This is a genomic window from Blautia marasmi, assembly GCF_900258535.1.
In the GTDB taxonomy this organism is placed as follows: Bacteria; Bacillota; Clostridia; order Lachnospirales; family Lachnospiraceae; genus Blautia; species Blautia hominis.
In genome coordinates this window covers 802,916-826,205 of record NZ_OIWX01000001.1, presented here as the reverse complement: position 1 = coordinate 826,205, position 23,290 = coordinate 802,916, and the positions used below count along the sequence as shown (strand labels likewise).

At 47.4% G+C, this 23,290-nt stretch carries 22 protein-coding genes; 17 read left to right on the top strand and 5 right to left on the bottom strand.

The window, feature by feature from the left end; genetic code table 11:
- Positions 1-111: 111 nt before the first annotated feature.
- The 9 genes from C6P39_RS03520 (at position 112) to C6P39_RS03480 (ending at position 10,562) form a co-directional block, all read left to right on the top strand.
- Positions 112-819 (top strand): ABC transporter ATP-binding protein, encoded by a 708-nt coding sequence (locus C6P39_RS03520; protein ID WP_104802841.1) that lies wholly within the window; start codon positions 112-114, stop codon positions 817-819.
- A complete protein-coding gene (locus C6P39_RS03515) occupies positions 812-2,392 on the top strand; it encodes a hypothetical protein (protein WP_104802840.1) in 1,581 nt (526 codons plus the stop codon). Before C6P39_RS03520 ends, C6P39_RS03515 begins: the two co-directional genes overlap by 8 nt.
- 506 nt (positions 2,393-2,898) lie before the next feature.
- A complete protein-coding gene (locus C6P39_RS03510) occupies positions 2,899-3,540 on the top strand; it encodes a GyrI-like domain-containing protein (protein WP_104802839.1) in 642 nt (213 codons plus the stop codon).
- Positions 3,541-3,611: 71 nt separating this feature from the next.
- Positions 3,612-4,091, top strand: coding sequence for an MGMT family protein (locus C6P39_RS03505; RefSeq protein ID WP_104802838.1), 480 nt, complete (start codon positions 3,612-3,614; stop codon positions 4,089-4,091).
- Positions 4,092-4,256: 165 nt separating this feature from the next.
- Complete coding sequence (locus C6P39_RS03500) at positions 4,257-4,943, top strand: ABC transporter ATP-binding protein (protein ID WP_104802837.1); 687 nt, start codon at positions 4,257-4,259, stop codon at positions 4,941-4,943.
- Positions 4,943-7,543 (top strand): ABC transporter permease, encoded by a 2,601-nt coding sequence (locus tag C6P39_RS03495; RefSeq protein WP_104802836.1) that lies wholly within the window; start codon positions 4,943-4,945, stop codon positions 7,541-7,543. The genes C6P39_RS03500 and C6P39_RS03495 overlap by 1 nt, the downstream gene beginning before the upstream one ends.
- A gap of 184 nt (positions 7,544-7,727) precedes the next feature.
- Positions 7,728-8,297, top strand: a complete 570-nt coding sequence (locus C6P39_RS03490; RefSeq protein ID WP_104802835.1) for a helix-turn-helix domain-containing protein — start codon at positions 7,728-7,730, stop codon at positions 8,295-8,297.
- Positions 8,291-9,010 (top strand): ABC transporter ATP-binding protein, encoded by a 720-nt coding sequence (locus tag C6P39_RS03485; RefSeq protein ID WP_095173299.1) that lies wholly within the window; start codon positions 8,291-8,293, stop codon positions 9,008-9,010. Before C6P39_RS03490 ends, C6P39_RS03485 begins: the two co-directional genes overlap by 7 nt.
- Entirely contained in the window at positions 8,997-10,562 is a 1,566-nt protein-coding gene (locus C6P39_RS03480; protein ID WP_104802834.1) for an ABC transporter permease, read from the top strand. Before C6P39_RS03485 ends, C6P39_RS03480 begins: the two co-directional genes overlap by 14 nt.
- 14 nt (positions 10,563-10,576) lie before the next feature.
- Here C6P39_RS03480 and C6P39_RS03475 read toward each other — a convergent pair whose 3' ends face one another.
- From C6P39_RS03475 to C6P39_RS03465, 3 genes are read right to left on the bottom strand one after another with little or no spacing between them, the layout of a single operon-like run.
- Positions 10,577-11,308 (bottom strand): ABC transporter permease, encoded by a 732-nt coding sequence (locus C6P39_RS03475; protein ID WP_095173301.1) that lies wholly within the window; start codon positions 11,306-11,308, stop codon positions 10,577-10,579.
- A 3-nt stretch (positions 11,309-11,311) separates the two neighbouring features.
- Complete coding sequence (locus tag C6P39_RS03470) at positions 11,312-12,061, bottom strand: ABC transporter permease (RefSeq protein ID WP_104802833.1); 750 nt, start codon at positions 12,059-12,061, stop codon at positions 11,312-11,314.
- Positions 12,058-12,972, bottom strand: a complete 915-nt coding sequence (locus tag C6P39_RS03465; RefSeq protein ID WP_104802832.1) for an ATP-binding cassette domain-containing protein — start codon at positions 12,970-12,972, stop codon at positions 12,058-12,060. The genes C6P39_RS03470 and C6P39_RS03465 overlap by 4 nt, the downstream gene beginning before the upstream one ends.
- A gap of 169 nt (positions 12,973-13,141) precedes the next feature.
- Here C6P39_RS03465 and C6P39_RS03460 point away from each other — a divergent pair, with 169 nt between their 5' ends.
- Positions 13,142-13,864, top strand: coding sequence for a response regulator transcription factor (locus tag C6P39_RS03460; RefSeq protein ID WP_104802831.1), 723 nt, complete (start codon positions 13,142-13,144; stop codon positions 13,862-13,864).
- Positions 13,861-15,240: a sensor histidine kinase gene (locus C6P39_RS03455; RefSeq protein ID WP_104802830.1), complete on the top strand. Its 1,380-nt coding sequence runs from the start codon at positions 13,861-13,863 to the stop codon at positions 15,238-15,240. Before C6P39_RS03460 ends, C6P39_RS03455 begins: the two co-directional genes overlap by 4 nt.
- A 53-nt stretch (positions 15,241-15,293) precedes the next feature.
- Here C6P39_RS03455 and C6P39_RS03450 read toward each other — a convergent pair whose 3' ends face one another.
- A complete protein-coding gene (locus C6P39_RS03450; protein WP_104802829.1) occupies positions 15,294-16,259 on the bottom strand; it encodes a phosphotransferase family protein in 966 nt (321 codons plus the stop codon).
- Positions 16,260-16,508: 249 nt separating this feature from the next.
- On the opposite strand from C6P39_RS03450, the gene C6P39_RS03445 reads away from it, so the two are divergent.
- Entirely contained in the window at positions 16,509-17,114 is a 606-nt protein-coding gene (locus C6P39_RS03445; RefSeq protein WP_095173307.1) for a DUF1349 domain-containing protein, read from the top strand.
- A gap of 234 nt (positions 17,115-17,348) precedes the next feature.
- On the opposite strand, the gene C6P39_RS03440 is transcribed toward C6P39_RS03445, so the two are convergent.
- Positions 17,349-18,263 carry an Rpn family recombination-promoting nuclease/putative transposase gene (locus tag C6P39_RS03440; RefSeq protein ID WP_104802828.1) on the bottom strand — a complete coding sequence of 305 codons (915 nt, stop codon included), beginning with the start codon at positions 18,261-18,263 and terminating at the stop codon, positions 17,349-17,351.
- Positions 18,264-18,778: 515 nt separating this feature from the next.
- Between C6P39_RS03440 and C6P39_RS03435 the strand changes: the two genes are divergently transcribed.
- From C6P39_RS03435 to C6P39_RS03415, 5 genes are all read left to right on the top strand, one after another.
- Entirely contained in the window at positions 18,779-19,567 is a 789-nt protein-coding gene (locus C6P39_RS03435) for an ABC transporter ATP-binding protein (RefSeq protein WP_095173309.1), read from the top strand.
- Between the two features lie 13 nt (positions 19,568-19,580).
- On the top strand, positions 19,581-20,384 hold the full coding sequence (locus C6P39_RS03430) for an ABC transporter permease (protein ID WP_104802827.1): 804 nt from the start codon (positions 19,581-19,583) through the stop codon (positions 20,382-20,384).
- A 4-nt stretch (positions 20,385-20,388) separates the two neighbouring features.
- Positions 20,389-21,174: an ABC transporter permease gene (locus tag C6P39_RS03425; RefSeq protein ID WP_207657107.1), complete on the top strand. Its 786-nt coding sequence runs from the start codon at positions 20,389-20,391 to the stop codon at positions 21,172-21,174.
- Positions 21,175-21,318: 144 nt separating this feature from the next.
- On the top strand, positions 21,319-22,590 hold the full coding sequence (locus tag C6P39_RS03420; protein WP_095173311.1) for a PocR ligand-binding domain-containing protein: 1,272 nt from the start codon (positions 21,319-21,321) through the stop codon (positions 22,588-22,590).
- A gap of 10 nt (positions 22,591-22,600) precedes the next feature.
- Positions 22,601-23,248 carry a cobalamin-dependent protein gene (locus tag C6P39_RS03415; protein WP_104802826.1) on the top strand — a complete coding sequence of 216 codons (648 nt, stop codon included), beginning with the start codon at positions 22,601-22,603 and terminating at the stop codon, positions 23,246-23,248.
- The last annotated feature ends 42 nt before the right edge of the window (positions 23,249-23,290 follow it).

Here is a 23,290-nt window from a genome sequence, read left to right as displayed (position 1 = left end):
AACAAAATGTTCACGTGACAGCTGGGCAGGTTCTGTTATAATAGACATAATATATTATAAATGTCTATAATTTCTAAAGGCCTATTGACATAGCCGGAGAGGAGAAGCTGCATGAATTTTGTCATAGAACACCTTTCAAAAGCTTTTGAGAAAAAACAGGTACTAAAAGATATTTCTTTTACATTTGACAGCGGAAAGATCTATGGATTGCTGGGAAGAAACGGAGCAGGTAAAACCACACTTTTTAACTGTCTGAACCGGGATTTGAGGGCAGACGGAGGTACATTTTTCCTGTTGGAGAATGGGGAGAAAAAAGAGATCAGCGCAGAGGATATCGGGTATGTGCTGTCAACGCCCACTGTACCGGAATTCCTGACAGGAAGGGAATTTTTAAAGTTCTTCATTGATATCAATGAAAGCAGTATTGCAGATAAAAGATCGGAGGACGCGTATTTTTCCATTATGAATATTGAGGAGGAGGACCGGGACAAGCTTCTGAAAGACTACTCCCATGGTATGAAAAATAAGATGCAGATGCTGATCAATATAATCGCACAGCCCAAGCTTCTTCTTTTGGATGAACCGCTGACCTCCCTGGATGTGGTGGTGGCGGAGGAGATGAAACAGCTTCTGCGCTCATTAAAACAGGACAGGATCATTATTTTTTCCACCCATATTATGGAGCTGGCCCTGGATTTGTGTGATGAGATCGTGATTCTCAACCACGGGGAGCTGGAGGTGGTGGACCAGTCCAATCTGGACAGCGGGGAGTTTAAGGACAAGATCATACGGGCACTGAAGGAGGAGGAGAATGATTAGGACATTTCGTATTTCTTTTTCGCTGAAAAATACATATCGGGTAAATACGATCCTTTATTCCATAAAACAGATCCCTCTTGTGAAAAAACTACTGCCGGAAAGCCTGTATAAAAGCAGGGGGCTGAAGATATTTGCCAATGTTCTGGCTGCGCTGTGGGAACTGGCCGGTACTTTTTTAGGAAAGTTTTTATATCTTCTGATCCTGGTATTCGGGATAGGGGCCGTTTATGAGAACAAGGGGAACGGGACGCTGTTTGTACATATTTTGTTTTTTCTCACTATGATTGGCGCTTATATGAATACTTATATGTTTAACCCCAGCAATGACAAGTATTATGCCATGATCTTGATGCGTATGGACGCCAGGTCTTATACACTCACCAACTATGTGTATCAAATGGGAAAATGCATCCTGGGGTTTATGCCGTTTCTTATCCTGCTGGGTTTGGGAAGAAAGATTCCTCTTTGGTGTTGTCTGCTGTTTCCGTTTTTTATTGTATCTGTGAAAATGCTGATAGCCTGGAATTATCTTGCTGATTTTAAAAAGAGCGGGGAAAGCAGGGATGAGAATCTGCCGGGCAGACTGGGCTGGGGGCTGACGGCAGTATTCCTGGCAGCTGCCTATGGACTGCCGTATTTGGGGGTCATCCTGCCGCTGTGGTTTATGGCTGCAGTTATGCTCTTATCTTTGGCCGGAGCTTTTGCGGCAGCGGTTTATATGGCGAAATTTGATGGTTACAGGGAATTATACCAGCAGCTTCTGGCTAAATTCAGAAACGGAATGGATTTTAAACAGACCGCAAAAGCAGCCGTTGAGGAGCAGAACCGAAAGCTGATCAGCCAGGATACGGGAATTACAAGCGATAAGAAGGGTTTTGAATTTTTTAATGAACTGTTTGTGCGGAGACATCAGAAGATCCTGTGGAAATCTGTGAAAAGGCAGGCCATGATCTGTCTGTTCCTTTTTGTGGGAATACTGTTTCTGGTCCGGATCAATGAGGATGTCAGAAGGCAGATAAACAGGATGCTCATGGTGTTCCTGCCGTATTTTGTGTTTATCATGTATATGATCAACCGGGGGACCAGTTTTACACAGGCATTGTTTATGAATTGTGACCACAGTATGCTCACCTATTCTTTTTATAAGCGGCCGGAGTTTATTTTAAAGTTGTTTCGGATCAGGCTTCGGGAGATCATAAAGGTAAACCTGCTGCCTGCGGGCGTGATTGGAGTGGGTCTTCCGGTGCTTCTGTATTTCTCCGGGGGGACGGATAATCCGCTGAATTATCTGCTGCTTTTTGTGTCCGTACTGGCTTTGAGTGCGTTTTTTTCGGTGCATTATCTGACTTGCTATTATCTGCTGCAGCCGTATAATGCGGGGACAGAGGTGGTCGGGGGGACGTATAAGATTGTTACCTGGGTGACTTATATTGTGTGTTTTGCGTTTATGAATCTGCGGATGAGTACGCTGGTGTTTGGGTCGGTGGTAACGTTTTTTTGTGTGGTTTATTGTGTGGGGGCTTGTGTGGCGGTTTATCGGGTGGCGGATAAGACGTTTCGGATTCGGAATTAGGAAAGGGGGGGACGGAAAGGGGGACGGAAGGAGCGGCGAGGGGCGGCGGGGGATATATCTGTGGCCGCTCGACGTTGCAGAACCTGTGAACTAACCTCTAACTGCAACTAAGACGCTCACCAGCGGGTTCGCGCCTAAGTTTCCGTAAGAGGTGGATTTCACAGAACCTTCCACTTAACCTCGCTGCCACAGATATATCCCCCGCCGCCCCTCGCCGCTCCTTCCTGGTTTTCGCTGCCGGGAATGTGGGGGGAAGGAAAAGAAAGGAAAAGATAAGATGAAAGAGGAAGCGCTGTTGTATGGTGGGATACAGTGGCGCTTTTTTATTGACTGAGGCTTTGAGGGGTTTGCGGTTTGTTTTGTGTAAAAAGTATTTGATAATGGATACTGTTTTAATGATGACATAGAGGTGTCGTGTTTGGGTGATATACTTATGGTAGGGCTGGAGCAGATAGGAAAAGCTGCGGACCGTTGAGTGTATATAGAAATAGTCTGGAGGAAAAGATATGAAGTATGATTGGAGAAAGCAGGAGAAGGAATTGTATGGGCCTCGGGGGGAGGCAGTGGTTGTGGAGGTTCCAAAACAGAAGTTTATTATGATAAGCGGAAAAGGGGATCCGAATCAGGAGGCGTTTTCTGAGCGGGTTGGCGCGCTTTATGCTCTTGCCTATAGTATAAAGATGCGGTATAAGGCGGAACATAAAGAGGCAGGGCAGGATGAGATGGAAGAATTCGCGGTGTATCCCCTGGAAGGTGTTTGGGATATGGATGACGAAGCCGGGGCTGAAGCCCATGTGCTGGAGGATAAGGAGCGGTTGATCTATACGGTCATGATACGTCAGCCGGACTGTATTACGGAGGAAAGGTATCGGGAAGCCCTTGAGGCAGTAAAGAAGAAAAAAACGAATCCTCTATTGGATGAGATCGCTTTTCGTACGTGTGAGGAGGGGCTGTGTGTGCAGATACTTCACACGGGACTGTTTGATGACGAGCCGGAATCTTTTGAAAAAATGGACCTGTTTTTGAAGGAAAACCAGCTGGAGAGAAAGGGACACACCCACAGGGAGATCTACTTAAAAGATATGAGCCGCACGTCACCAGAAAAAATGAAAACGATCCTGCGGTACAGGGTATGTGAAAAACAGTAAATAATTAAAACAGTCTCATTGCATATTTAACTGTAAGCGGGTATCCTTAAAGCATAAAGGAGGTGTCCTATATGGCAAATGAAGATAAGAAGGATTTTAACGCCATGCTGCATAAAGACACAGGTATGCCTAAGGTACAGATCGTTACGGATGAGAAGACAATACAAAAGTATGGGGGCAGCAGGATGTATTTTGCCCCGCCGCTGTATTATGATGAGGTTATGAAACGTATCCCGGAGGGAAGGCTGACTACAGTGGGGGAAATCCGCAGCTATTTTGCCGAAAACGGCCATGCTGATTTTACAGACCCTATCACAGCCGGTATCTTTGTATCTATAGCGGCATGGGCAAGTTACCAGAGGAATGAGGATATTACGCCTTACTGGCGCACATTGAAGGCCAATGGGGAGCTGAATCCCAAATATCCCGGCGGAGTGGAGGCTCAAAAGGAGAAGCTGGAGGCAGAAGGCCACAGCGTTGGGCAGAAGGGCAGAACGAATATAAAATATTATGTGAAGGACTTTGAGAAAGTATTGTACCCTCTGACGTAGAAAAACAGAATAATACAGGATATAAGGCTCTGAGGCAGTACATGCACCGGAGTCTTATTCAACTGTGTTCACCCGAAAGTGACGAATCTCTCACTTAAAAGTCACCGAAATGTAATCGGTAAGTTCTATGATATGAGTGAAGCACAAGAAAAGGAGGCTCATAGAATGGAGTTTTTAAAAGTTGATAATCTATGTAAGGTCTATGGCAAGGGGGAGAATCAGGTCACTGCGCTGGATCATGTTTCACTGACTATTGAGAAGGGGGAATTTACGGCGATCATCGGTTCTTCCGGTTCCGGCAAATCTACTTTGCTCCATGCCATTGCAGGTGTGGATGTGCCCACAAGCGGGAAGGTGTATCTGAACGGGCAGGATGTGTATTCCCAAAGTAATGAAAAGCTTGCTGTTTTCCGCAGGCGGCAGGTGGGGCTGATCTATCAGTTTCACAATCTCATCCCTACTTTGAATGTGGTGGAAAATATAACGCTGCCCATCCTGATGGATAAGCGTAAAGTCAACAAGGAGCGGCTCAATGACCTGCTGAACCTGCTTGGGCTGCAGGAACGCAGGACGCACCTGCCAAACCAGCTTTCAGGAGGCCAGCAGCAGCGTGTGGCCATTGGTCGCGCCCTGATGAACGCACCCCAGGTCATGCTTGCCGATGAGCCCACAGGAAGTCTGGACAGCCGTAATGGACATGAGATCATCAAACTGCTGAAAGAAAGCAATCAAATGTATGGGCAGACCCTTCTCCTGGTGACCCATGATGAAAATATTGCCCTGCAGGCCGACCGCATCATTGGGATATCTGACGGAAAAGTGGTGCGGGATGAGAGGCAGGTGGCACGGTAATGAACATTTTTCATAAAGTTGCCCTGCAGGGACTGAAAAAGAACCGGACCAGGACTCTTGTAACCATTGTCGGGGTTGCCCTGTCAGCCGCCCTGATCACAGCGGTGGCTGCCTTTGCCGTGTCTCTGCAGAATTATATGATAAACGGAGCGGTGGTGAAATACGGAGACTGGCACATTATGTTTCCGGATGTGGATTCCGCTTTTGTACAGGAACAGGCTGCTGACAGCAGAGCCGCAGACGTGACGTCCGCGGAGAATATAGGTTATGCAGTGCTTGAGGGCGGAGAAAATCCCGATAAACCGTATTTATTTATTTCCGGGTTTGACCGGGAAACTTTTGATATGCTTCCAATCAGCATTTTGTCAGGGCGGATGCCTGAGAACGGCAGCGAAATACTTGTCCCTGCCCATGTTGCGGCAAACGGCGGCGTCCGGATTTCGGTTGGTGATACGCTTACCCTTTCGGTGGGAACCCGCCAGGCCGGGGATGAGAGACTCAGCCAGCACGATCCTTACCGGGCAGGTGAGGAAATGCTGGTTTCCACGGCAGAGAAGACCTATACGGTTGTGGGTATCTGCCAAAGATCGTCTTTTGAGGAGTACGCTGCACCGGGATACACGCTGATAACTATGGCGGATGAGGCAGAGACAGCAGGACGTTTCAGCGCGTTTGTTACCATGGAGAAACCGGGACAGGTCCGTTCTTACGCCAAGAGCGTCGGGGAAGGCCATGCCTATGTGCTGAATGATGACGTACTGCGTTTTATGGGGATCTCAGATGATAAGCTGTTCAATACAATGCTTTATTCCATTGGTATCATAATGGTTGCCCTGGTTATGCTGGGGTCTGTATTTTTGATCTATAATTCCTTTCATATCTCATTAAATGAGCGTACACATCAGTTCGGAATCTTAATGTCAGTCGGCGCTACGGAAAAGCAGCTAAGGAATTCTGTGCTGTTTGAAGGGATCTGCATCGGCGTGATCGGGATCCCAATAGGCATTCTGATAGGTATTCCGGGCATCAAGCTGGTACTTGCTCTTGTGGCAAAGAACTTTGCCAACGTACTCTATGCCAATGTACCACTGACTTTGAAGGTGTCGGTTCCCGCGCTTTTGGCGGCTGGGGTGATTAGTATGGTGACCATTCTGATCTCAGCCTATATTCCTGCAAAGAAGGCGGCAAGAACACCTGTGATGGAGTGTATCCGCCAGACCAATGAGATCAAGGTGGACGCCAAACACATAAAGATAGGTAAATTTACACGGCGATTCTTCGGCCTGGAGGGAATCCTGGCGTCAAAAAACTTTAAGAGAAACAGGCGGAGGTACCGCAGTATTATCTTGTCCCTTACTTTGAGTGTGCTTCTGTTTGTAGCATCCAGTTCTTTTGTTACAGATTTGAAACAGGCATCAGAACAGGCAAAGGTAGTCACTGACTTTGATATCGGCCTTGATGCCAAGAATATGGATGACAGGGAAATGCTGGAGATTTTCGAGAAGCTGAAAACAGCCAAAGATGTTACGGGAAGCTCCTATCAGTCTGTAATGAAGTACACTTGCGCGGTTTCCGTCGAAGAACTCTCAGAGGATTACCGGAAGTCTGTAAATGGGGCGCAGCAGGAGGGGACAGAGGAGCTGTCCGCAGAAATTCAGTTTCTTGATGACAACACCTTTCTGAAAATTGCGCAGGATCTGGGTCTGTCTTCCGGTGCATATACCTTGAAGGACACCGGCATGGGGGAAGAGGTGAAGCTGATCGCTGTTGCTAAAATGGAGGACAAGAGCGGAGAGGCTGAAAATGTGAGTCAGCTTGCCGATCTGTTCAGGAATCCTGCCGAGGAGGTCACGGTCTTTCCGAAAGAAAATGGGGAACCAATTACGGAATGGGGACAAAATGTAAGGATCACCTGTGTGGAAACCGTTCCCCCGGACACCCCGTCTTTTTCAGGCAGTTATGAACAGCAGCCGTACTTTTTCCAGATCATGGCACCCTGGTCTCTTAAAGATAAGCTTGTACCCTCCAATCTGCCGGTGGATGTCAGGGGCAAAGGCCTTACCTTTTTATCGGATGATCCGGCACAGTCCACAGCACAGATGCAGGACATAATAGATGGGACAGGGATCACCTCGGACTACACGCTGCAAAATATTTACGGCCTTTTGGATCAAACCCGTAATATACTGTTCATTGTGAATCTGTTTGCGGTTGTCTTTATCGCCATGATCTCGCTGATCGCGGTGGCCAATGTGTTCAACACCATTTCCACCAATATCAAGCTGCGGAGGCGTGAGTTTGCCATGCTCCGCTCTGTGGGTATGTCGGACCGTGATTTTAATAAGATGATGCGTTTTGAGTGCCTTCTGTATGGGCTTCGGACCTTGTTGTTTGGACTGCCCATCTCCGGGATCCTCTCCTGGGTCATTTATAAAGGAATGGTGATGGGCGGTACGGAGATTGCATTTATATTTCCGTGGAGCAGTCTGGCCATCAGTATACTTGGGGTTTTCCTGGTAATATTTATCACCATGCTGTACGCAACAGAGAAGATACGAAAAGAAAATATCATAGATGCACTCAGGGATGATATGGGCTGATCCTGTATAGGCAGCCGGTCAATAAAAAACGCACTGGTAACGGTGCGTTTTTTTGTGTGTAAATATTTACCAGATGCGTGAAAGGTATTGACAGAACAGAAATTATGTATTAGTATCAAAAATGATAATATTACACAAAGTGAAAATAATAAGCTATCGTGCGTGAGAGGAGGAGGTGCGGCTAATGGATGGGACGGACCTGGCAAAGATAGTCATGAATCCGGTAAGAATGCGGATCGCCCAGTATCTTCTTCTCCATGAACACGGCACAACCGTGCAGATTGGGGAAGAGTTGAGTGACGTGCCAAAGGCCAGCCTGTACAGGCATATGAGGATCCTGGAGGATGCGGGTCTGATACTGGTGGTGCAGGAGAATAAAAAACGGGGAACTGTGGAGAAGGTGTATAAACTCAATCAGGAAAACCCCATGGGCAGCCGAGAGCCTGGAAAAGAGGAAATCGGACAGCTCATACACAGCTCCCTTTTGGGGATCATGGGGGAGTTCCAACGGTATTTGAAGGGAGAAGATGTGGATCCGCGGAGGGATATGATCTCCCTGTCATCCGTGGTCCTGCTTTTGTCAGATGAAGAGTTTCAGGAATTTTTAGGCAAGATGGCAGAACTGTACAGCAGTGTTATGGATCATCAGCCGGACGGGAAACGGAAGCCGAGAAAGCTGACCCTTATCTCGTCCCCTGTAACAGAGGAAAAGAAAAAGAATGAAGGCCTGGGCCGGGAGGAAAGAAAATGTTAGAGATTAGAAATTTTTCAAAGACTTATAAAGGTGGAAAGCGTGCCGTCAGTGATCTGAACCTGCATGTGGAGGCTGGGGATATCTACGGTTTTATCGGACATAACGGGGCAGGCAAGAGTACCACCATAAAGGCAGCGGTAGGTGTTCTGGAATTCGAGGAGGGCGAGATCCTCATTGACGGCAGGGATATCAGGAAGTCACCTGTGGAATGTAAGCAGATATTGGCTTATATTCCGGATAATCCTGATCTGTATGAGCATTTAACAGGGATCCAGTACCTGAATTTTGTGGGGGACATTTACGGGGTTGGGGCAAAAGAGAGAAAAGATCTAATCCAGAAATACGGCGATATGCTGGAGATCACCAGCAGCCTTGGTGATTTGATCTCCTCCTATTCCCATGGGATGAAACAGAAGACTGCCATTATCTCCGCACTGATCCACAAACCGAAACTCATGGTGCTGGATGAACCTTTTGTAGGGCTTGACCCAAAAGCAACCCATACACTGAAGGAAGTCATGCATGAGATGTGTGAGAACGGCAGTGCGATTTTTTTCTCCACCCATGTCCTGGATGTGGCGGAGAAACTTTGTAATAAGATAGCAATCATCAAGGGCGGAAGCCTGATGGTGTCAGGCAGCACCAAAGAGCTGACCCAGGATGAATCGCTGGAGAGCCTGTTCCTGGAGGTGATCGACCATGACAAAGAGTAAATGCTGGCTGCTTTTTAAGACCCAGATGAAAAATGAATTCGGCAGGAGCCTGAAATCCAAGGGCAGAAAAATAACCTCCTTTGCCGTAGGCCTGGTTATCCTGATGATCGCATTTTATGCCTATATGCTTGCTTATGGACTTGGAAGCATGGGAATGGAAGAAGTGATCCCCAGCTACGGCGTTGCCATCACAGGGCTGATCACCTTGTTCTTTACCGCACTCAAGACAAACGGGGTATTGTTTGCCTATAAGGAATATGACATGATGATGTCCTTTCCGGTGAAAACCAGCACGGTGATCGCCAGCAGATTTTTAACCATGTATGTACTGAACCTGCTTTTGACAGCGGTTGTCCTGATCCCTATGGGAGTCGGATATGCGCTCTATGCTGTCCCGGGTGTGGGATTTTATCTGGAATGGATACTGGGGATACTGGCAGCACCGCTGATCCCCACCACGCTTGCGGCCCTGCTTGGCACACTTATCATTCTTTTTTCATCCAGATTTAAATATGCAAACGCGGTGGTTACAGTGATTTCCATTGCCGCCACACTTGCGGTTCTGGTGCTGTCTATGGGAATGGGACAGTTTGCGGAAGATCTGGATATGAGCCAGATCCATTCTATCAGTGAAATGATCCTGGAGCAGGTTCACAGGCTCTATCCGCCTGCCGCCCTGTTTTTCCACGGCATCGTCAGGGGGAATATAGCGGCTATGGCCGGTTTTCTGGTGGGTTCCCTTTTGTGGTTTTATCTTTTTGTAAAGCTGATATCTCCGGTTTACAAAAGGCTGAACACCTCACTGGTGACTTATCATTCCCGTTCAGATTATAAGCTGACAGAGCTGAAGGCATCATCCCAGATAAATGCCCTCTACCGGAAAGAATTGAAACGCTTCTTTTCCACCACGATCTACTGCCTGAATATGGGGATGGGGTGCCTGATGACCCTTGTTCTTACGATTGCCATGATATTTATAAGCAGTGAACAGCTTGATGCAATGACAGGGATTCCAAACATGGCAGAAATGGTATCCAGGGTTCTGCCATTTGCAGTCAGCGCTCTGCTGTCCATGAGCTGTACTACCTGCATTTCCCTGTCACTGGAGGGTAAGAACCTGTGGATATTAAAATCCATGCCCATTGACGATATGACCATTTGCAAAAGCAAGATTTTAATGAACCTTACCCTGCAGATCCCGGCTGCCCTGCTGGCGGCGCTGGTCATCAATATCCGGTTCCCCCTGACACTGTCCATGAGGGTACTCATGTTTGTCACCCCTGTGGTGTGTTCGCTTTTTAATACCCTATGGGGGATGTTCATCAATCTGAAGATGCCGGATTACAACTGGACTTCTGAGACTGTGCTGGTGAAGCAGAGTCTGCCGGCCATGGCAGGAATGCTGGGCGGCCTTGTGGGAGGCATAATTCCGGTGCTGGCTGTTTTGGTGTTACAGAAAATAGATGCAGGCCTGCTTACGGCAGCCATCACAGCAGTTGTTCTGCTGGGCGCCTGGGGACTTTGGGGGCAGATCAAAAGATCAAAGATCTGATATTCTGCCTCCAGTCAGGCTTTTACATCTCTCTTTTTCAGCAAAAGGATGCCGGCAGCAGAGAAAAGCAGGAAAAAGAAAAGGACGCTCAGGAAAAAGAAGAGGGACTGTCCGGCTAATGTGTCTTCATTTTTGTTGGAGTTCATGCCCATGAGCATCAGCGAGTAAGGCCAGTACAGTCCCAGCCCTTTGTTGCTGATGACCAGTCCAAGTACACCGCCCGCCAGGGCGATCCCGATGGGCACGGAAAAGCTTCGGATGCACATGGACAGCAAAAGCTGGAGAGCACCGATGGCCATGGCAGCCAGGGTTCCGCGCAGGAGCCAGGAAAGGATCTGTGCTGGAACCCCTCCGGGAAGCCCGACGAGTTTTCCACATAGGAGAAAGAGCACAGCCAGCCATACCTGGGTTATGACAGTTACCTTAAAGATGACCGCCAGTTTTGAGAAAAATATATCAGGGATGGAGACAGGTGCAGTCATAAGTACATTCCAGTTGTGGTTCAGATGCTCCAGGCGCCAGAGATAAGAGCAGTACAGGGCGATCAGGGGCGCATAAAAGAAGCAGGCATAAAACAGGGAAAGCTGGGACCAGAGGGAATACCATTTTCCGGTGAGGATGCCCAGATTCTGCTGATAATTGAACGTGCCCATTACAGCGGGAATGATAGGGATGATAACACAGGCTGCCCAGATAACAGAATGGCGCAGCTTTTTATTTTCGGCTTTTATACATAGGTTAAGCACAGTTTACACCTCCTTTTTTATAAAGACTGTCCGGCAGATGAAGAAAAAGATCAGACCGAACAATATGAAAAGTACAAAAGTCCTTGTTGGAAACGGGATACTGTAAAAGGACATGATACGTGTCCGGTTGTCGTAATGCATGCCGTAGGGGGTAAAGGCCGAGAAGTATCCCCAGAGTACAAATCGGGCTGCTGTCGGTGGGAAAAACATGGAAAACAGACCTAGGAAGGAACCGATCAGCCCTGCCAGCAGCGGTACGATCTGGTTGTTTGACATTAGAGATAAAAAATGCTGCAGGGTCAAAAGAACAAGGCCCACCAATGTGCTTGTTCCCACATGGAGCAGGATCAGATCAAGGGGCATTTCCTGGGTGAAATGGCCTAAAAGACCTGAAAGGGGAATCAGGATTCCCTCACCCACTGTGAAAGCCACCAGATATTTCATTTCAAATATAAATTTCCAGTCATAAAATTTTTCTCTCTTCTGAAGCGTATAAAGCAGCTTTAAGGTATTCCCCTTGATCTCCATATCGCAGAGACGGCTGGCGATGACGGCTGTCATAACAGGCACCAGGACCACATTCAGCAGTGGGAGCTGATACAGAAGAAAGGAATATCCCATAGCCAGATCATCGGCGTCAAAAGAATTTCTGCTCACAGAGATCCATAAATACAGGATGACCAGAAAGCCCAGAGGGATCAGCCATATTCTGCGGCGTTTTTGTTTCTGATGTTCAGCAGTCAACTCTCTCATAAACTGATGCTCCTTCCCGTAAGATTGAGGAAAATATCCTCCAGGCTCTTCTGTTGTTCTTCCAGACGGAGAATCCCCAGCCTGTTTTCTGACAGGATACTTCCGGTACGGAGAATATCTCCATCCTGATCAGAGTTTAAATATAGAGTTTCTTTTTCTATCACCACGGGAAGCCCGGAATGTTTTAAGAGCAGAAAGGACTGCCGGTCATCTGTGGTATGCAGTTTCATACGTGCCTGACTATGCTCATGCAGACTTGTGAGTTTGTCCTGGAAGACCAGGGCGCCTTTGTTGATAATGCCCACATGGGTTGCCATCTGGTCCATTTCCGCCAGAAGATGGCTGGAGACCAGGACAGTCATACCAAAACGCTCGGGGAGTGTGCAGATGAGTTCCCGCATCTCCTGAATGCCTGCAGGGTCCAAGCCGTTTGTGGGTTCATCCAGAAGCAGCAGGCGGGGATGTCCAAGCAGGGCGGCAGCCAGTCCAAGGCGCTGTTTCATGCCCAGAGAGTATTGTCCCACTTTTTTGTGCTGCTGTTTTTCCATACGGACAGTCTGTAATACCTCGTCAATGGAATTCTCGGGAACTTGTTTCAGCGTGCAGATGATTTGCAGATTTTCCCGCCCGCTCAGATGTCCGTAATAGGATGGGGACTCGATCAGAGAGCCGGTATCCTTTAGGATGGCGAGGCGGTTCCGGCTGTTTACTGTTTTTCCAAGGACTGTGATGGAGCCGGCAGTGGGTTTCGCCAGACCAAGGATCATTTTCATAGTGGTGGATTTGCCGGCGCCGTTGGGACCCAGGAATCCGTAGATGCAGCCCCCGGGAACCTTTAAATCCAAATCTTTTACCACCTGCTTTTTTCCATATTGTTTTGTAAGGGAAGAAGTTTCAATGACAATTCCCATAATGTTACCTCCTTCATTAGTTGGATTTCATGGTCCATCTTACAGCAGGGAACTTAAAAAGGACTGAAGACTGCCTTATTTTTACCTTAAATTTTCCGTACTTTGTGGATATCAGGTGGAAAATGTTTTATCATGAAAGCAGATATTGGGGATAGAGGAGGAAATCCGCATGAATTTGTATGACTGTAAAATTTTACTGATAGATGACAATAAAGAGCTGACTTCCATGATTTGCGGGATACTGAAAAAGAACGGGTTTGATACCGTATACACGGCGGGAGACTGCAGCAGCGGGATGGAAGTGTTTTTAAGGGAACAGCCCCAGCTTGTGATCCTTGATATTATGCTTCCGGACGGGGACGGATTTACGCTGTTCCGCAGGCTCAGAGAGCAGTCACAGGCACCGATCCTTTTTCTTTCCGCAAAGGATGAGGACAATGACCGTCTGTTTGGTCTGGGTCTGGGGGCAGATGATTATATTACAAAGCCGTTTCTTCCCCAGGAGCTGATCTTGAGGATCCAGGCTATACTGAAACGCGTTTATTTTTCTTATTTTCAGCCGCCTTCGGAGGAGGGCACACTGATCCTGGGAAATCGAAGGGTTTTATTTGAAAATGCGCAGGTGATCAGCAGCGGCGGAACCATCTCTCTGACGGCCAAGGAACTGCTCCTGCTGAAGAAACTGAACCGGGACAGGGGAAAGATAGTTACCTTTGATGCTATCTGCCAGGCTGTGTGGGAAGATTCCTATTATGGCTATGAAAATACTCTGATGGTGCATATCCGCCACCTGCGGGAGAAGATAGAGGAGGACCCGTCACATCCTGTCTGGATCCAAACGGTCAGGGGCCTTGGTTACAGGCTGAAAAAGGAGGATGAGACACAGGGATGAAAAGTTTATGGAAGATCAGCCGCAGGTATATCCTGACGGCTGTATTTATTACGGTCTTTGTAGTGTTCATCAATCTGGCTGTGTTTTTTTATCTGGCATATACCAGTATGTCGGATGGGCAGCAGCAGATGGGAGGAACGTCCGTGCGCCGGAATATGGAGCGTATCAGCAGCGGGATCTCCAGACAAGGGACAGACTACAGGCTGTCCCCGGAAGGTTGTGAAATTCTGGGGAAAACGCCGTTTCAGTGGGCCATGCTTCTTGACAATGAGGGAAAAACCGTGTGGGAGTACGACCTTCCGAAGGAGATACCCAGACAGTACAGCATACCGGATGTGGCTGCATTCAGCCGATGGTATCTGGAGGATTATCCTGTCTATATCTGGCAGCATGAGGACGGGCTTCTGGTTTTTGGATGCAGTAAGGATAGTATCGTAAGGATCAGCACCATTATGGATGCAACTTTGATGAAAAATGCCGGATGGAACGCAGGTATATTCTGTATCCTGAATATTCTGCTGCTTCTCTGTCTGGCACTTTGGTTCGGTTATCGTTTTTACAAAGCACTGAAGCCTGTTGCATGGGGCATTGAGGCTCTTTCTAAAAAAGAGAAGGTGGAAATTGCGGAAAAGGGAATCACGGATGAACTGGCGGCAAAACTGAATCAGGCATCCGACATCCTCTGTCAGCAGAACCTCAAACTGGAGCAGAGGGACAATGCCCGGACAGACTGGATCGCAGGGGTCTCTCATGACATCAGGACCCCCTTGGCATTGATCGTGGGGTATGCGGATGAATTGGAAAAGGATGGGGAATTGTCAGAAACACATCGGGAAAAAGCGGCTGTGATACAGAAGCAGAGTCTTATGATCAAACAGCTCATATCAGATTTGAATCTGACATCAAAGCTGGAATACCAGGCCCAGCCACTATCCACCGCGGAATATTCCCCGGCAGAGCTATTGCGGGAATGCGCGGCAGACTACTATAACCAGGGGCTGGATGACAGATATGAGATAGACCTGCAGATTGGGCAGGAGGAGGAGAGTATACGTCTGATTGGAGATAAGGGGCTTATGCTCAGGGCATTTTGCAATCTCATGGGGAACAGCATCCGCCATAATCCGGAGGGATGTACTGTTTTTGTGAAAATGGCAGGGGAGGGGAATAGGGCTGACATTCTATTTTCAGACAGCGGGCCTGGGATTCCGGCTGCTGTGATTGGAGTATTGGAACACCCTGATCTTTATAAAAATGCTGCTGTACATGTCATGGGACTGCGCATTGTCAGGCAGATCGTGGAGGCACACAAGGGCAGTGTGGAATTTGTAAAAAAGGAATGGGAGGATGGATACGCAGCAGAGATCCATATGTAGACAGACGCCCGGAATGGTGTTCCGGGCATCCGGGCAGATAAAGGGATGCAGCGTCAGGATAGATAATGCAATACTCTGTTGTAGCCGTTTTTATACTGCTCCGCCTGATTGTACTCTGCTTTTCCCACGTAAGTGTCGATCAGGTCGTAAACAAGGTTGTAGTATTTTCTGCGTTCTGTTCTATCGGGAGAAAGATAAGCAGCTTTGTCTATCTGATAGCCCTCCAGAAAACGGTCAGTGATCATCCATCCTGAGGCCATTTCAAAGTCAGGGTCACCCCATATTGCCCGGTCTCCGTCTATAATTGCAGCCAGGCTCCAGGAATCCCTGTTCTTTTTCAGCAGCAGGTTACCTTCCCAGAGGTCTGTGTGAACCAGGCATGGAAGGGTGATCTTATCAAACAGCGGCCTATTTTCGGAGAACAGGGAGAGGATTGCATCCGCTTCCTGCCGGGTAAAGGCATTGTGATCTACAGAGCGTTCCAGAATGTCAGAGACATAGTGGTGCAGAAAAGCATACCAGGACGTAAAACCACGGTCATGCATACAGTCATAGATACATCCGAACTGCCGGGAAGTGATGCTGTGCATGACTGCCGCTAACCGGCCTGCCTCCTTATGAAGACTTTTCTTTTCCTCTTCGGAAAGACCTGCTTTTAGCATGACTGTGCTGTCCAAATATTCCGTCAGCATAAAATCCCTGTCCAGCAGACTGCGCGATGTGTCTGTGACCAGGATGCGGGGACAGGGAATGTCATGGCTTTCAAATAGCTGGTATACATGGGCTTCCGCCTCCATCAGATGCTCCTCAAACCCAAGAAGCAGGTGACGGTTTACCGGACCAAGGCGGAGAATGACCTTTTTCTTGTGGGGGCCGCAGACTAATTGGTATGTGGTATTAAAAAGTCCGCCTTCCATGAGCCGGGCTTCCCTGATGTCCTGTGTGTTAAGGTGGCGGGAGGTGATCCTTTTCATATCTTCCGGGGTGATCTCCCGAAAAAGACTGCTTTCTGTATTCATTTGTTTGATTTCCTCCTTTGGGGGCTGTCTCCGGAGACCTTTTTGATCCGGCGTCCGGAGCAGAGATTTTATCTTATCATACAAAATGTGTGAGGGACTGCCCAGTGTAAAAATTCCAGTTTTACCATCTAAACTTGATATATAAAAATGGGCAGGGTATAATAAGAATCATTATGCGGAATTATTGGGTTTGAGCTGATTTTAAGCATATAAAGTTGACACTGCCAAAGGGAAAGAGGAGGAAATAAAATGAATTTAAAAGAGTTTAAGTGGACGCGTATGCCGAAGAGCTATAAAATATGTGATGATAAAATTGAAATTGTAACAAAACCCCATACGGATTTGTGGCAGAGAACTTATTATCATTTTCAAAATGATAATGCCCCGGTTTTACAGCTTGAAACGGATGAAAAATATTTTAGTTTTGTTGTAAAAGCAGATTTTGCAGAAAGTCATCATAGATTTGATCAATGCGGTGTCGTTATGTATCTGGACAGCGAAAACTGGTTAAAAGGCTCTATAGAGTATGAAAATGAAGCATACCAGCATCTGGGAAGTGTTGTAACCAATCATGGATATTCGGATTGGGCAACTACCGCTATAGATGCTTCTGTTAAATCCATGTGGTATCGTTTAAGCAGAAGAGAAGATGATTATTGTATAGAGTGTTCTTTTGACGGGATTACTTTTAGCCAGATGAGAGTGTGCCATATGTTTAAGGGCGGGGAAAAAGTTGCCTTTGGCATTTATGCCTGTTCCCCGGAAGACTCTTCCTTTAAAGCAGTATTCACTCATATGCAAATCATGGAATGCCAGTGGAAAGCACATGATGGACAGCAGCCGGACATGGATTAAAGGGTAAAAATAGAGCTGTATTTGTTTCCTTGCGGCTGCCATAAAACACACACCACCATATAATTTAAATGTAGGACAGGGCTGTCGCACGTTTTAGTGCTTCAGCCCCTTTAAAGAACCGGATGATTCAATATACGATTCGATGGATGAAATGATATTATATTATATTCACGGTACAATATAGGTAGGGTCCGTTGGGGGAATATTCCTATGCGCCCCGGTGCATCTGAAGTTTTACATTAAACCGTAGTCCTGATATAACTGCATTCGGTAATCTTTGTTCTCCGCCGCATGGAGGATTTTATCTAACCCATTTTCTGCCGCCAGCTTTTGCACTAACTGGGAAAATTTAGCTTCCCCCTGGTTGATTCCGATTTTCTTTCCGGCATCCATTCCGGCTTCCACTCCAGCCTCATATCTTTCTTCCAGCCATTCCTGCATTCCTCTGCACATATCGCAGCCTCCTCTCTCTGTTCTTATCTTTTCTTTTAATTTGATCAGTTCTTCAATGTGACTCACCACACACAGCATATCGTATGCATCTTCCCGTAGATTCCGGAATACCGTTTCGTTTTCCTGTACATATGTTTTAAGCGTTTGTTTGTTCCTGTCATTTTGTATGAATCCGAATACATACCTGACGTCTGTTTTAAATACACTCAGATCAGGCAGTCTTCGCACATCTACCACAGTTATTTCATAATCACAGATAACTTTTTCCAGTTCTGCCGGAAGTCCTTCTGTCTGCATCATCTCCTTTAATCTGATGGGCGCTGTCCAGCGTCTCTGCCCATAATACACAACTGTGTGGATACAAGGTATAAGCGTCTTGAAGCTCTCCTCCTTTAACTGCCGCCCATAGGTCATACAGCCATACTGAAAGTTTCGCACCACCATGGTATGATCTACAGCACTTTGATTCTCGATACCGAAGATACCATAGCTCTTCCCTTCGTACATCATATTGATATCTTTTCGCCGCTGGATGCCTGCTTTGCCTTCATCAAGCCCACTGACATCGGAGTCTATGGGGCGTAGATTCCGCGGATCAAGTAACGACTTACCTGCTCCGTACACACCATTATGCAGATCTGCAAAGCGCTCCGGGTCGGACAGATAGATTTTTTCTGCGATATCTTTTTCATGCATTTGTCACTCCTTTTCGACAAATGCAATGTATGTATTTACTTATAGTATAAAACATCAGAACATATTTTTCAAGTATACCAATGAAATTGCATCTGTCTTATTCAATTTTTGTATTCTGGAAAAATCGGCTGATTCGCCAAGAATTATAAGATATGTATTCCAGTTCAAAAATTATAGCAGAGTTTCATAAGAAATGCAATAAAAATCGCTTCGCAATCTACGCAATGGACTGGATGCCTGCTGGCACGTTATTGTTTACTCCGTGTCCAGTAACACGCTTCGCGATGCCCAGATATGGAGAGGATCGAGGAACGTTAAACAGCGCCGGGAAAGGTGCTGCCGCTCCGGGAGGAAAACCGAAAGCTGACTTGACACCGGTCTGTGAGAGTGCTACACTAAAATTCCTTTCCAAAGAATCGGAAAGCTCTACCACGGGTTTCCCTGGCAAAATCCAGGGATATAGTGACCGCTTGGCAAGATATTTTTTAATATTACTACCAGGAGGAAAAAACAAAATGATCGAAGTGCAGCACCTGTGCAAAACCTTCCGCGTGGCTAAGCGCGGTGCGGGATTTGGACAGGCAGTAAAGACTCTGTTCCATCGGGAATATGAGGAAGTGAAGGCGCTGGATGACGTCTCCTTTTCCATCAGGGAGGGAGAAATGGTTGGTTATATTGGCCCTAACGGCGCGGGAAAGTCATCTACAATTAAAATCCTCAGCGGAATCCTTACTCCGGACAGCGGCGTGTGCCGGATTAACGGAAGGGTTCCCTGGAAGGACCGTACGGCCCACGTAAAGGATATCGGTGTTGTCTTTGGACAGCGGACGCAGCTTTGGTGGGATGTGCCGGTCATTGATTCTTATGAGCTTCTGAAGGACATTTACAGCATATCTAATGACACATATCAGTCCAATCTGGAGGAGCTTACATCCCTGCTGAATTTATCAGAACTGCTGAAAACACCGGCCAGACAGTTGTCCCTGGGCCAGAGAATGCGCTGTGAGATCGCGGCATCTCTGCTTCACAGCCCAAAGATCCTGTTTCTTGACGAACCAACCATTGGACTGGATGCAGTGTCAAAGCTGGCGGTACGGGATTTTATTGTGAAATGCAATGAGAAATATCATACCACCGTCATCCTGACCACCCACGATATGCAGGATATTGAAGCGCTGACAAACAGGATCATTCTCATTGGCAAAGGGAAGATCCTGCTGGACGGTACCCTTTTTGATATACCGGGAGTGGGAAAGGGTTTGGACCTGGCAGTGGCGGAGCTATACCGTCGTTTCCGTATATAAGGGGGCGGTGTATATGAAAAAGTATCTGTCTTTTTTCAGGCTCCGTTTCTCCATGGGGCTTCAGTACCGCGCTGCAGCTGCAGCCGGGATCATGACACAGTTTGTTTGGGGAGGCATGGAAGTGCTGGTATTCCGTGCATTTTACCGGGCAGATCCGGGGGCTTTTCCCATGACGCTGCAGGCGACCTGTTCCTACATATGGCTCCAGCAGGCATTTCTTGCCCTGTTCATGGCCTGGCTTATGGAAAATGAGATCTTTGACTGCATCAGAAACGGCAATGTCTCCTATGAGATGTGCCGCCCTCTGGATATTTATAACATGTGGTTTACAAGAAGTGTGGCTAACCGTGTTTCAAAGGCAGTTCTGCGGTGTATGCCTATTTTGCTTGTAGCTGCAGTGGTTCCCGCCCCTTATGGTATGACACTGCCTGTTTCCCCGGAGGCAGCCGTTTTGTTTACAGCCGGTATGGTGTTGGGAGTGCTGGTAGTGACTGCGTTCTGTATGCTTGTGTATGTAATTACCTTTTTCACCATTTCACCGGATGGAGTGCGGATGGTGGCAGTCTCGGCAGTGGAGCTGCTGGCCGGAAGTATCATACCCATTCCCTTCTTTCCGGATTCTGTGAGAAAGATTCTGGAATTGCTGCCCTTTGCAGCCATGCAGAATGTGCCTCTGCGTATTTACAGCGGGGATCTGGCAGGAGAGGCGGCAGTAACTGCGCTTTTGCTGCAGGTATTCTGGCTGGCAGTGCTGGTTCTTATGGGAAAGCTTCTGATGTACAGGGCAGAGAAGAAGATTTCCGTGCAGGGAGGGTGAGAGGATGGGATATTTGCGGTTATATAAAAAGTATCTGCAGATCCAGATACAGAGCATGATGCAGTACAAAGCCTCCTTTTGCCTTACGGCTGTGGGGCAGTTTCTGGTGTCCTTCAATGTGTTTCTGGGTGTGTATTTTATGTTTCAGAGATTCCATGAGGTGGAGGGATTTACATACAGCCAAGTGCTTCTGTGTTTTGCGATCACACTGATGGAGTTTTCTCTGGCGGAAGCTTTTGCCAGAGGGTTTGATACTTTTTCCTCCACGATCAGCAACGGGGAGTTTGACAGGATCATGGTGCGGCCGAGAAATGAGATCTTCCAGGTACTGGCAGGCAGGATCGAGCTTACCAGGATCGGAAGAATGCTGCAGGCCGTGGTGATGTTTGCATACGGGATCGCCAAAAGCCATGTGGAGTGGACATGGGATAAAGTGCTGACGGTGGTGTTCATGCTGCTTGGCGGGACTGCAGTTTTTACCGGGATCTTTCTGATCTACGCGGCAATCTGTTTTTTTACCATCGAAGGGCTGGAATTCATGAATGTGCTTACAGACGGGGCACGGGAATATGGAAAATATCCGGTTGCCATTTACGGAAAGAGAGTTTTACAGTTCTGTACTTTTGTTGTGCCTTATGCGCTGATCCAGTATTATCCCCTTTGTTATATATTGGGGCAGGACAGCAGAGGATATTATATGTTCCTGCCGCTTTTGGGAGGTGTTTTTCTGCTGCCGTGTTATGGGCTTTGGAAGATAGGGGTGAGGCATTATAAGTCGGTAGGTAGCTGAGGTAACGGTTGTGCCTTCCTCTGCTCCGCGAGGGGCTGCCTTGCAATTGCAAGGCGATTCCACAGCCACGTGCCAGAATCCGGGTTTACTTTTTCTGCCGCGGGCGGTAGAATAAGGATAAGAGCAAGAGTCCGGAGGAAGGATATGGCAGAGGGATACGAACATTCAGAGGAAAAAGATTATCTGGAAGAGATGCTGGATAATTTTGCAAAAGCCACAGAGCTGGGAATCATAGCGGTCAACACTTACGGCGAAGTTTTCCTTGCCAGTAAGGACTACTATGAGTGTGCATACTGCCGCCAGGTACAGAATACAGAGGTGGGGAGGGCACGCTGCAGACGTACCTACAAGAAGGCGTGCAGGCAGGCATTTTTGTGGCGGGAGCCGTATTTTTTTGTATGCCATGCCGGACTTGTCATGTGGGCAGTCCCAATCTATGCGGATGGGACGGAGGTGGGGGCTGTCATGTGCGGACAGGTCCTTTTGTGGGAACCGGACCATATTTTCTGTCAGGATGCGGAGAAATTCTGCCTTAATGAGAACGATAGGCGGGAAATGGCCCAGGGGGTGAAAAAGTTGCGCGTGATCTCTGCAAACCAGTGTCAGTCCTCTGCCAATCTCCTTCAGGTCATGATGCAGTATCTTTCCAAGACACAAAACGCCATTTTCATGGACCAGAAGAATCTTATGAGCTGGCGTGATGCCATGACCGCCAGGATAGAAGAGAGAAAAAAGACACTGGAAAACGAAAAATTTGACTGGTCAGTTTATCTGAAAAGGGAGAAGCGCTATCTCCAGTATGTGCGTATGGCTGATAAGGAAAAAATACAGAACATGCTGGAGATGCTCTTCACGGATATTGAGATACTGTGTTCCTACGACAGATCTCTTGTGAAGTCAGCGCTCCATGATTTTATGGCTGTGACTGCCAGGGCTATTGTGGAGGCCGGGGCGGACAGTGAGGTGGTCATGAACGGTGTGAAACATTACAGGCAGGATATGAAGCGTGTGGAGAACATTGAGGAGATGATGGAACTCACCTATCGGATGCTGAACCGCTGGTTTGACAGCATTTACCTTCTGGGGACAGATGATCATATCAGTGTCATGAAAAATGTCAGAGAGTACATAGAAGAAAATTTTGACAGGAAGATCACCCTGGATGATATCTGTAGCCATGTATTTTTAAGCAGGTCCTATCTCTGTACCTTGTTTCGCCAGAAGACCGGCGGGACCATAAATGATTATATCCTGAGGGTCAGGATTGAAAAATCCATAGAATTAATGGGAAACAGGGAATTGAGTATAAAAGAGATCATGAAACAATGCGGCTTTGAAAGCCAGAGTTATTATACAAAAACATTCCGTAGGCTGATAGGGGTCAATCCGGGACAGTACAGGAACAAGTTCTTATAGGAGATGCAGAATGGATATATATGAAGAAATCAGACGAAACCTTCTGAGCGGGAAGGCCGATGAGGTGGTAAATTTGATAAAAAAAGCGATCGCTGTCTGTTATCCTCCGGAATCGGTGCTGAAGGAAGGGTTGATTCTGGGTGTGGATACATTGGCGTATAAGTTCCGCAACAGTGAAGTCTGTGTACCGGAGGCGCTGAGGGTGGCCCGCGCGCTGAATGCAGGTCTCAGATGTCTGACCCCTTATCTGGACCAGGGAGGTGCCAGGCAGTGTACAGCCGTTATCGGTACCGTTGAGGGGGATATGCATGACATTGGAAAGAATCTGGTCAAGATATACCTCTCTACCCTTAACATAGATATTGTGGATTTAGGTGTGGATGTGAGCAGAGAGGAATTTGCCCAGGCAGCTATGGAGCACGAGGCCAGACTTGTCATGGCTTCGGCACTTCTGCCTACAACGGTCTGTGAGTTGAAGGGCGTGATAGAGGAGTTGGAGAAGTCAGGAATCAGGGACAAGGTTGTGGTCTTCGTGGGAGGTCTGTCTGTGAGCAAAGAATACGCGGAGGAGATCGGAGCCGATTATTATACCAGGGATGCCATTGAACTGCGGGATTTCCTGAACAAAAATTTGACCAAAATCCTGAAAGAAATATAGAGCAATAAATAGAAAAATACAGCAAAAGTAATAGGCCTTGTT

Bases quoted from the DNA above. Each gene is read 5' to 3' on its own strand.
- C6P39_RS03505 (WP_104802838.1), top strand. From the start codon at position 3,612: ATGGCAAATGAAGATAAGAAGGATTTTAACGCCATGCTGCATAAAGAC.
- C6P39_RS03455 (WP_104802830.1), top strand. From the start codon at position 13,861: ATGAAAAGTTTATGGAAGATCAGCCGCAGGTATATCCTGACGGCTGTA.
- C6P39_RS03435 (WP_095173309.1), top strand. From the start codon at position 18,779: ATGATCGAAGTGCAGCACCTGTGCAAAACCTTCCGCGTGGCTAAGCGC.
- C6P39_RS03420 (WP_095173311.1), top strand. From the start codon at position 21,319: ATGGCAGAGGGATACGAACATTCAGAGGAAAAAGATTATCTGGAAGAG.
- C6P39_RS03450 (WP_104802829.1), bottom strand. From the start codon at position 16,259: ATGAATACAGAAAGCAGTCTTTTTCGGGAGATCACCCCGGAAGATATG.
- C6P39_RS03465 (WP_104802832.1), bottom strand. From the start codon at position 12,972: ATGGGAATTGTCATTGAAACTTCTTCCCTTACAAAACAATATGGAAAA.
- C6P39_RS03520 (WP_104802841.1), top strand. From the start codon at position 112: ATGAATTTTGTCATAGAACACCTTTCAAAAGCTTTTGAGAAAAAACAG.
- C6P39_RS03485 (WP_095173299.1), top strand. From the start codon at position 8,291: ATGTTAGAGATTAGAAATTTTTCAAAGACTTATAAAGGTGGAAAGCGT.
- C6P39_RS03445 (WP_095173307.1), top strand. From the start codon at position 16,509: ATGAATTTAAAAGAGTTTAAGTGGACGCGTATGCCGAAGAGCTATAAA.
- C6P39_RS03440 (WP_104802828.1), bottom strand. From the start codon at position 18,263: ATGCATGAAAAAGATATCGCAGAAAAAATCTATCTGTCCGACCCGGAG.
- C6P39_RS03490 (WP_104802835.1), top strand. From the start codon at position 7,728: ATGGATGGGACGGACCTGGCAAAGATAGTCATGAATCCGGTAAGAATG.
- C6P39_RS03425 (WP_207657107.1), top strand. From the start codon at position 20,389: ATGGGATATTTGCGGTTATATAAAAAGTATCTGCAGATCCAGATACAG.
- C6P39_RS03460 (WP_104802831.1), top strand. From the start codon at position 13,142: ATGAATTTGTATGACTGTAAAATTTTACTGATAGATGACAATAAAGAG.
- C6P39_RS03515 (WP_104802840.1), top strand. From the start codon at position 812: ATGATTAGGACATTTCGTATTTCTTTTTCGCTGAAAAATACATATCGG.
- C6P39_RS03470 (WP_104802833.1), bottom strand. From the start codon at position 12,061: ATGAGAGAGTTGACTGCTGAACATCAGAAACAAAAACGCCGCAGAATA.
- C6P39_RS03430 (WP_104802827.1), top strand. From the start codon at position 19,581: ATGAAAAAGTATCTGTCTTTTTTCAGGCTCCGTTTCTCCATGGGGCTT.
- C6P39_RS03480 (WP_104802834.1), top strand. From the start codon at position 8,997: ATGACAAAGAGTAAATGCTGGCTGCTTTTTAAGACCCAGATGAAAAAT.
- C6P39_RS03500 (WP_104802837.1), top strand. From the start codon at position 4,257: ATGGAGTTTTTAAAAGTTGATAATCTATGTAAGGTCTATGGCAAGGGG.
- C6P39_RS03510 (WP_104802839.1), top strand. From the start codon at position 2,899: ATGAAGTATGATTGGAGAAAGCAGGAGAAGGAATTGTATGGGCCTCGG.
- C6P39_RS03415 (WP_104802826.1), top strand. From the start codon at position 22,601: ATGGATATATATGAAGAAATCAGACGAAACCTTCTGAGCGGGAAGGCC.
- C6P39_RS03495 (WP_104802836.1), top strand. From the start codon at position 4,943: ATGAACATTTTTCATAAAGTTGCCCTGCAGGGACTGAAAAAGAACCGG.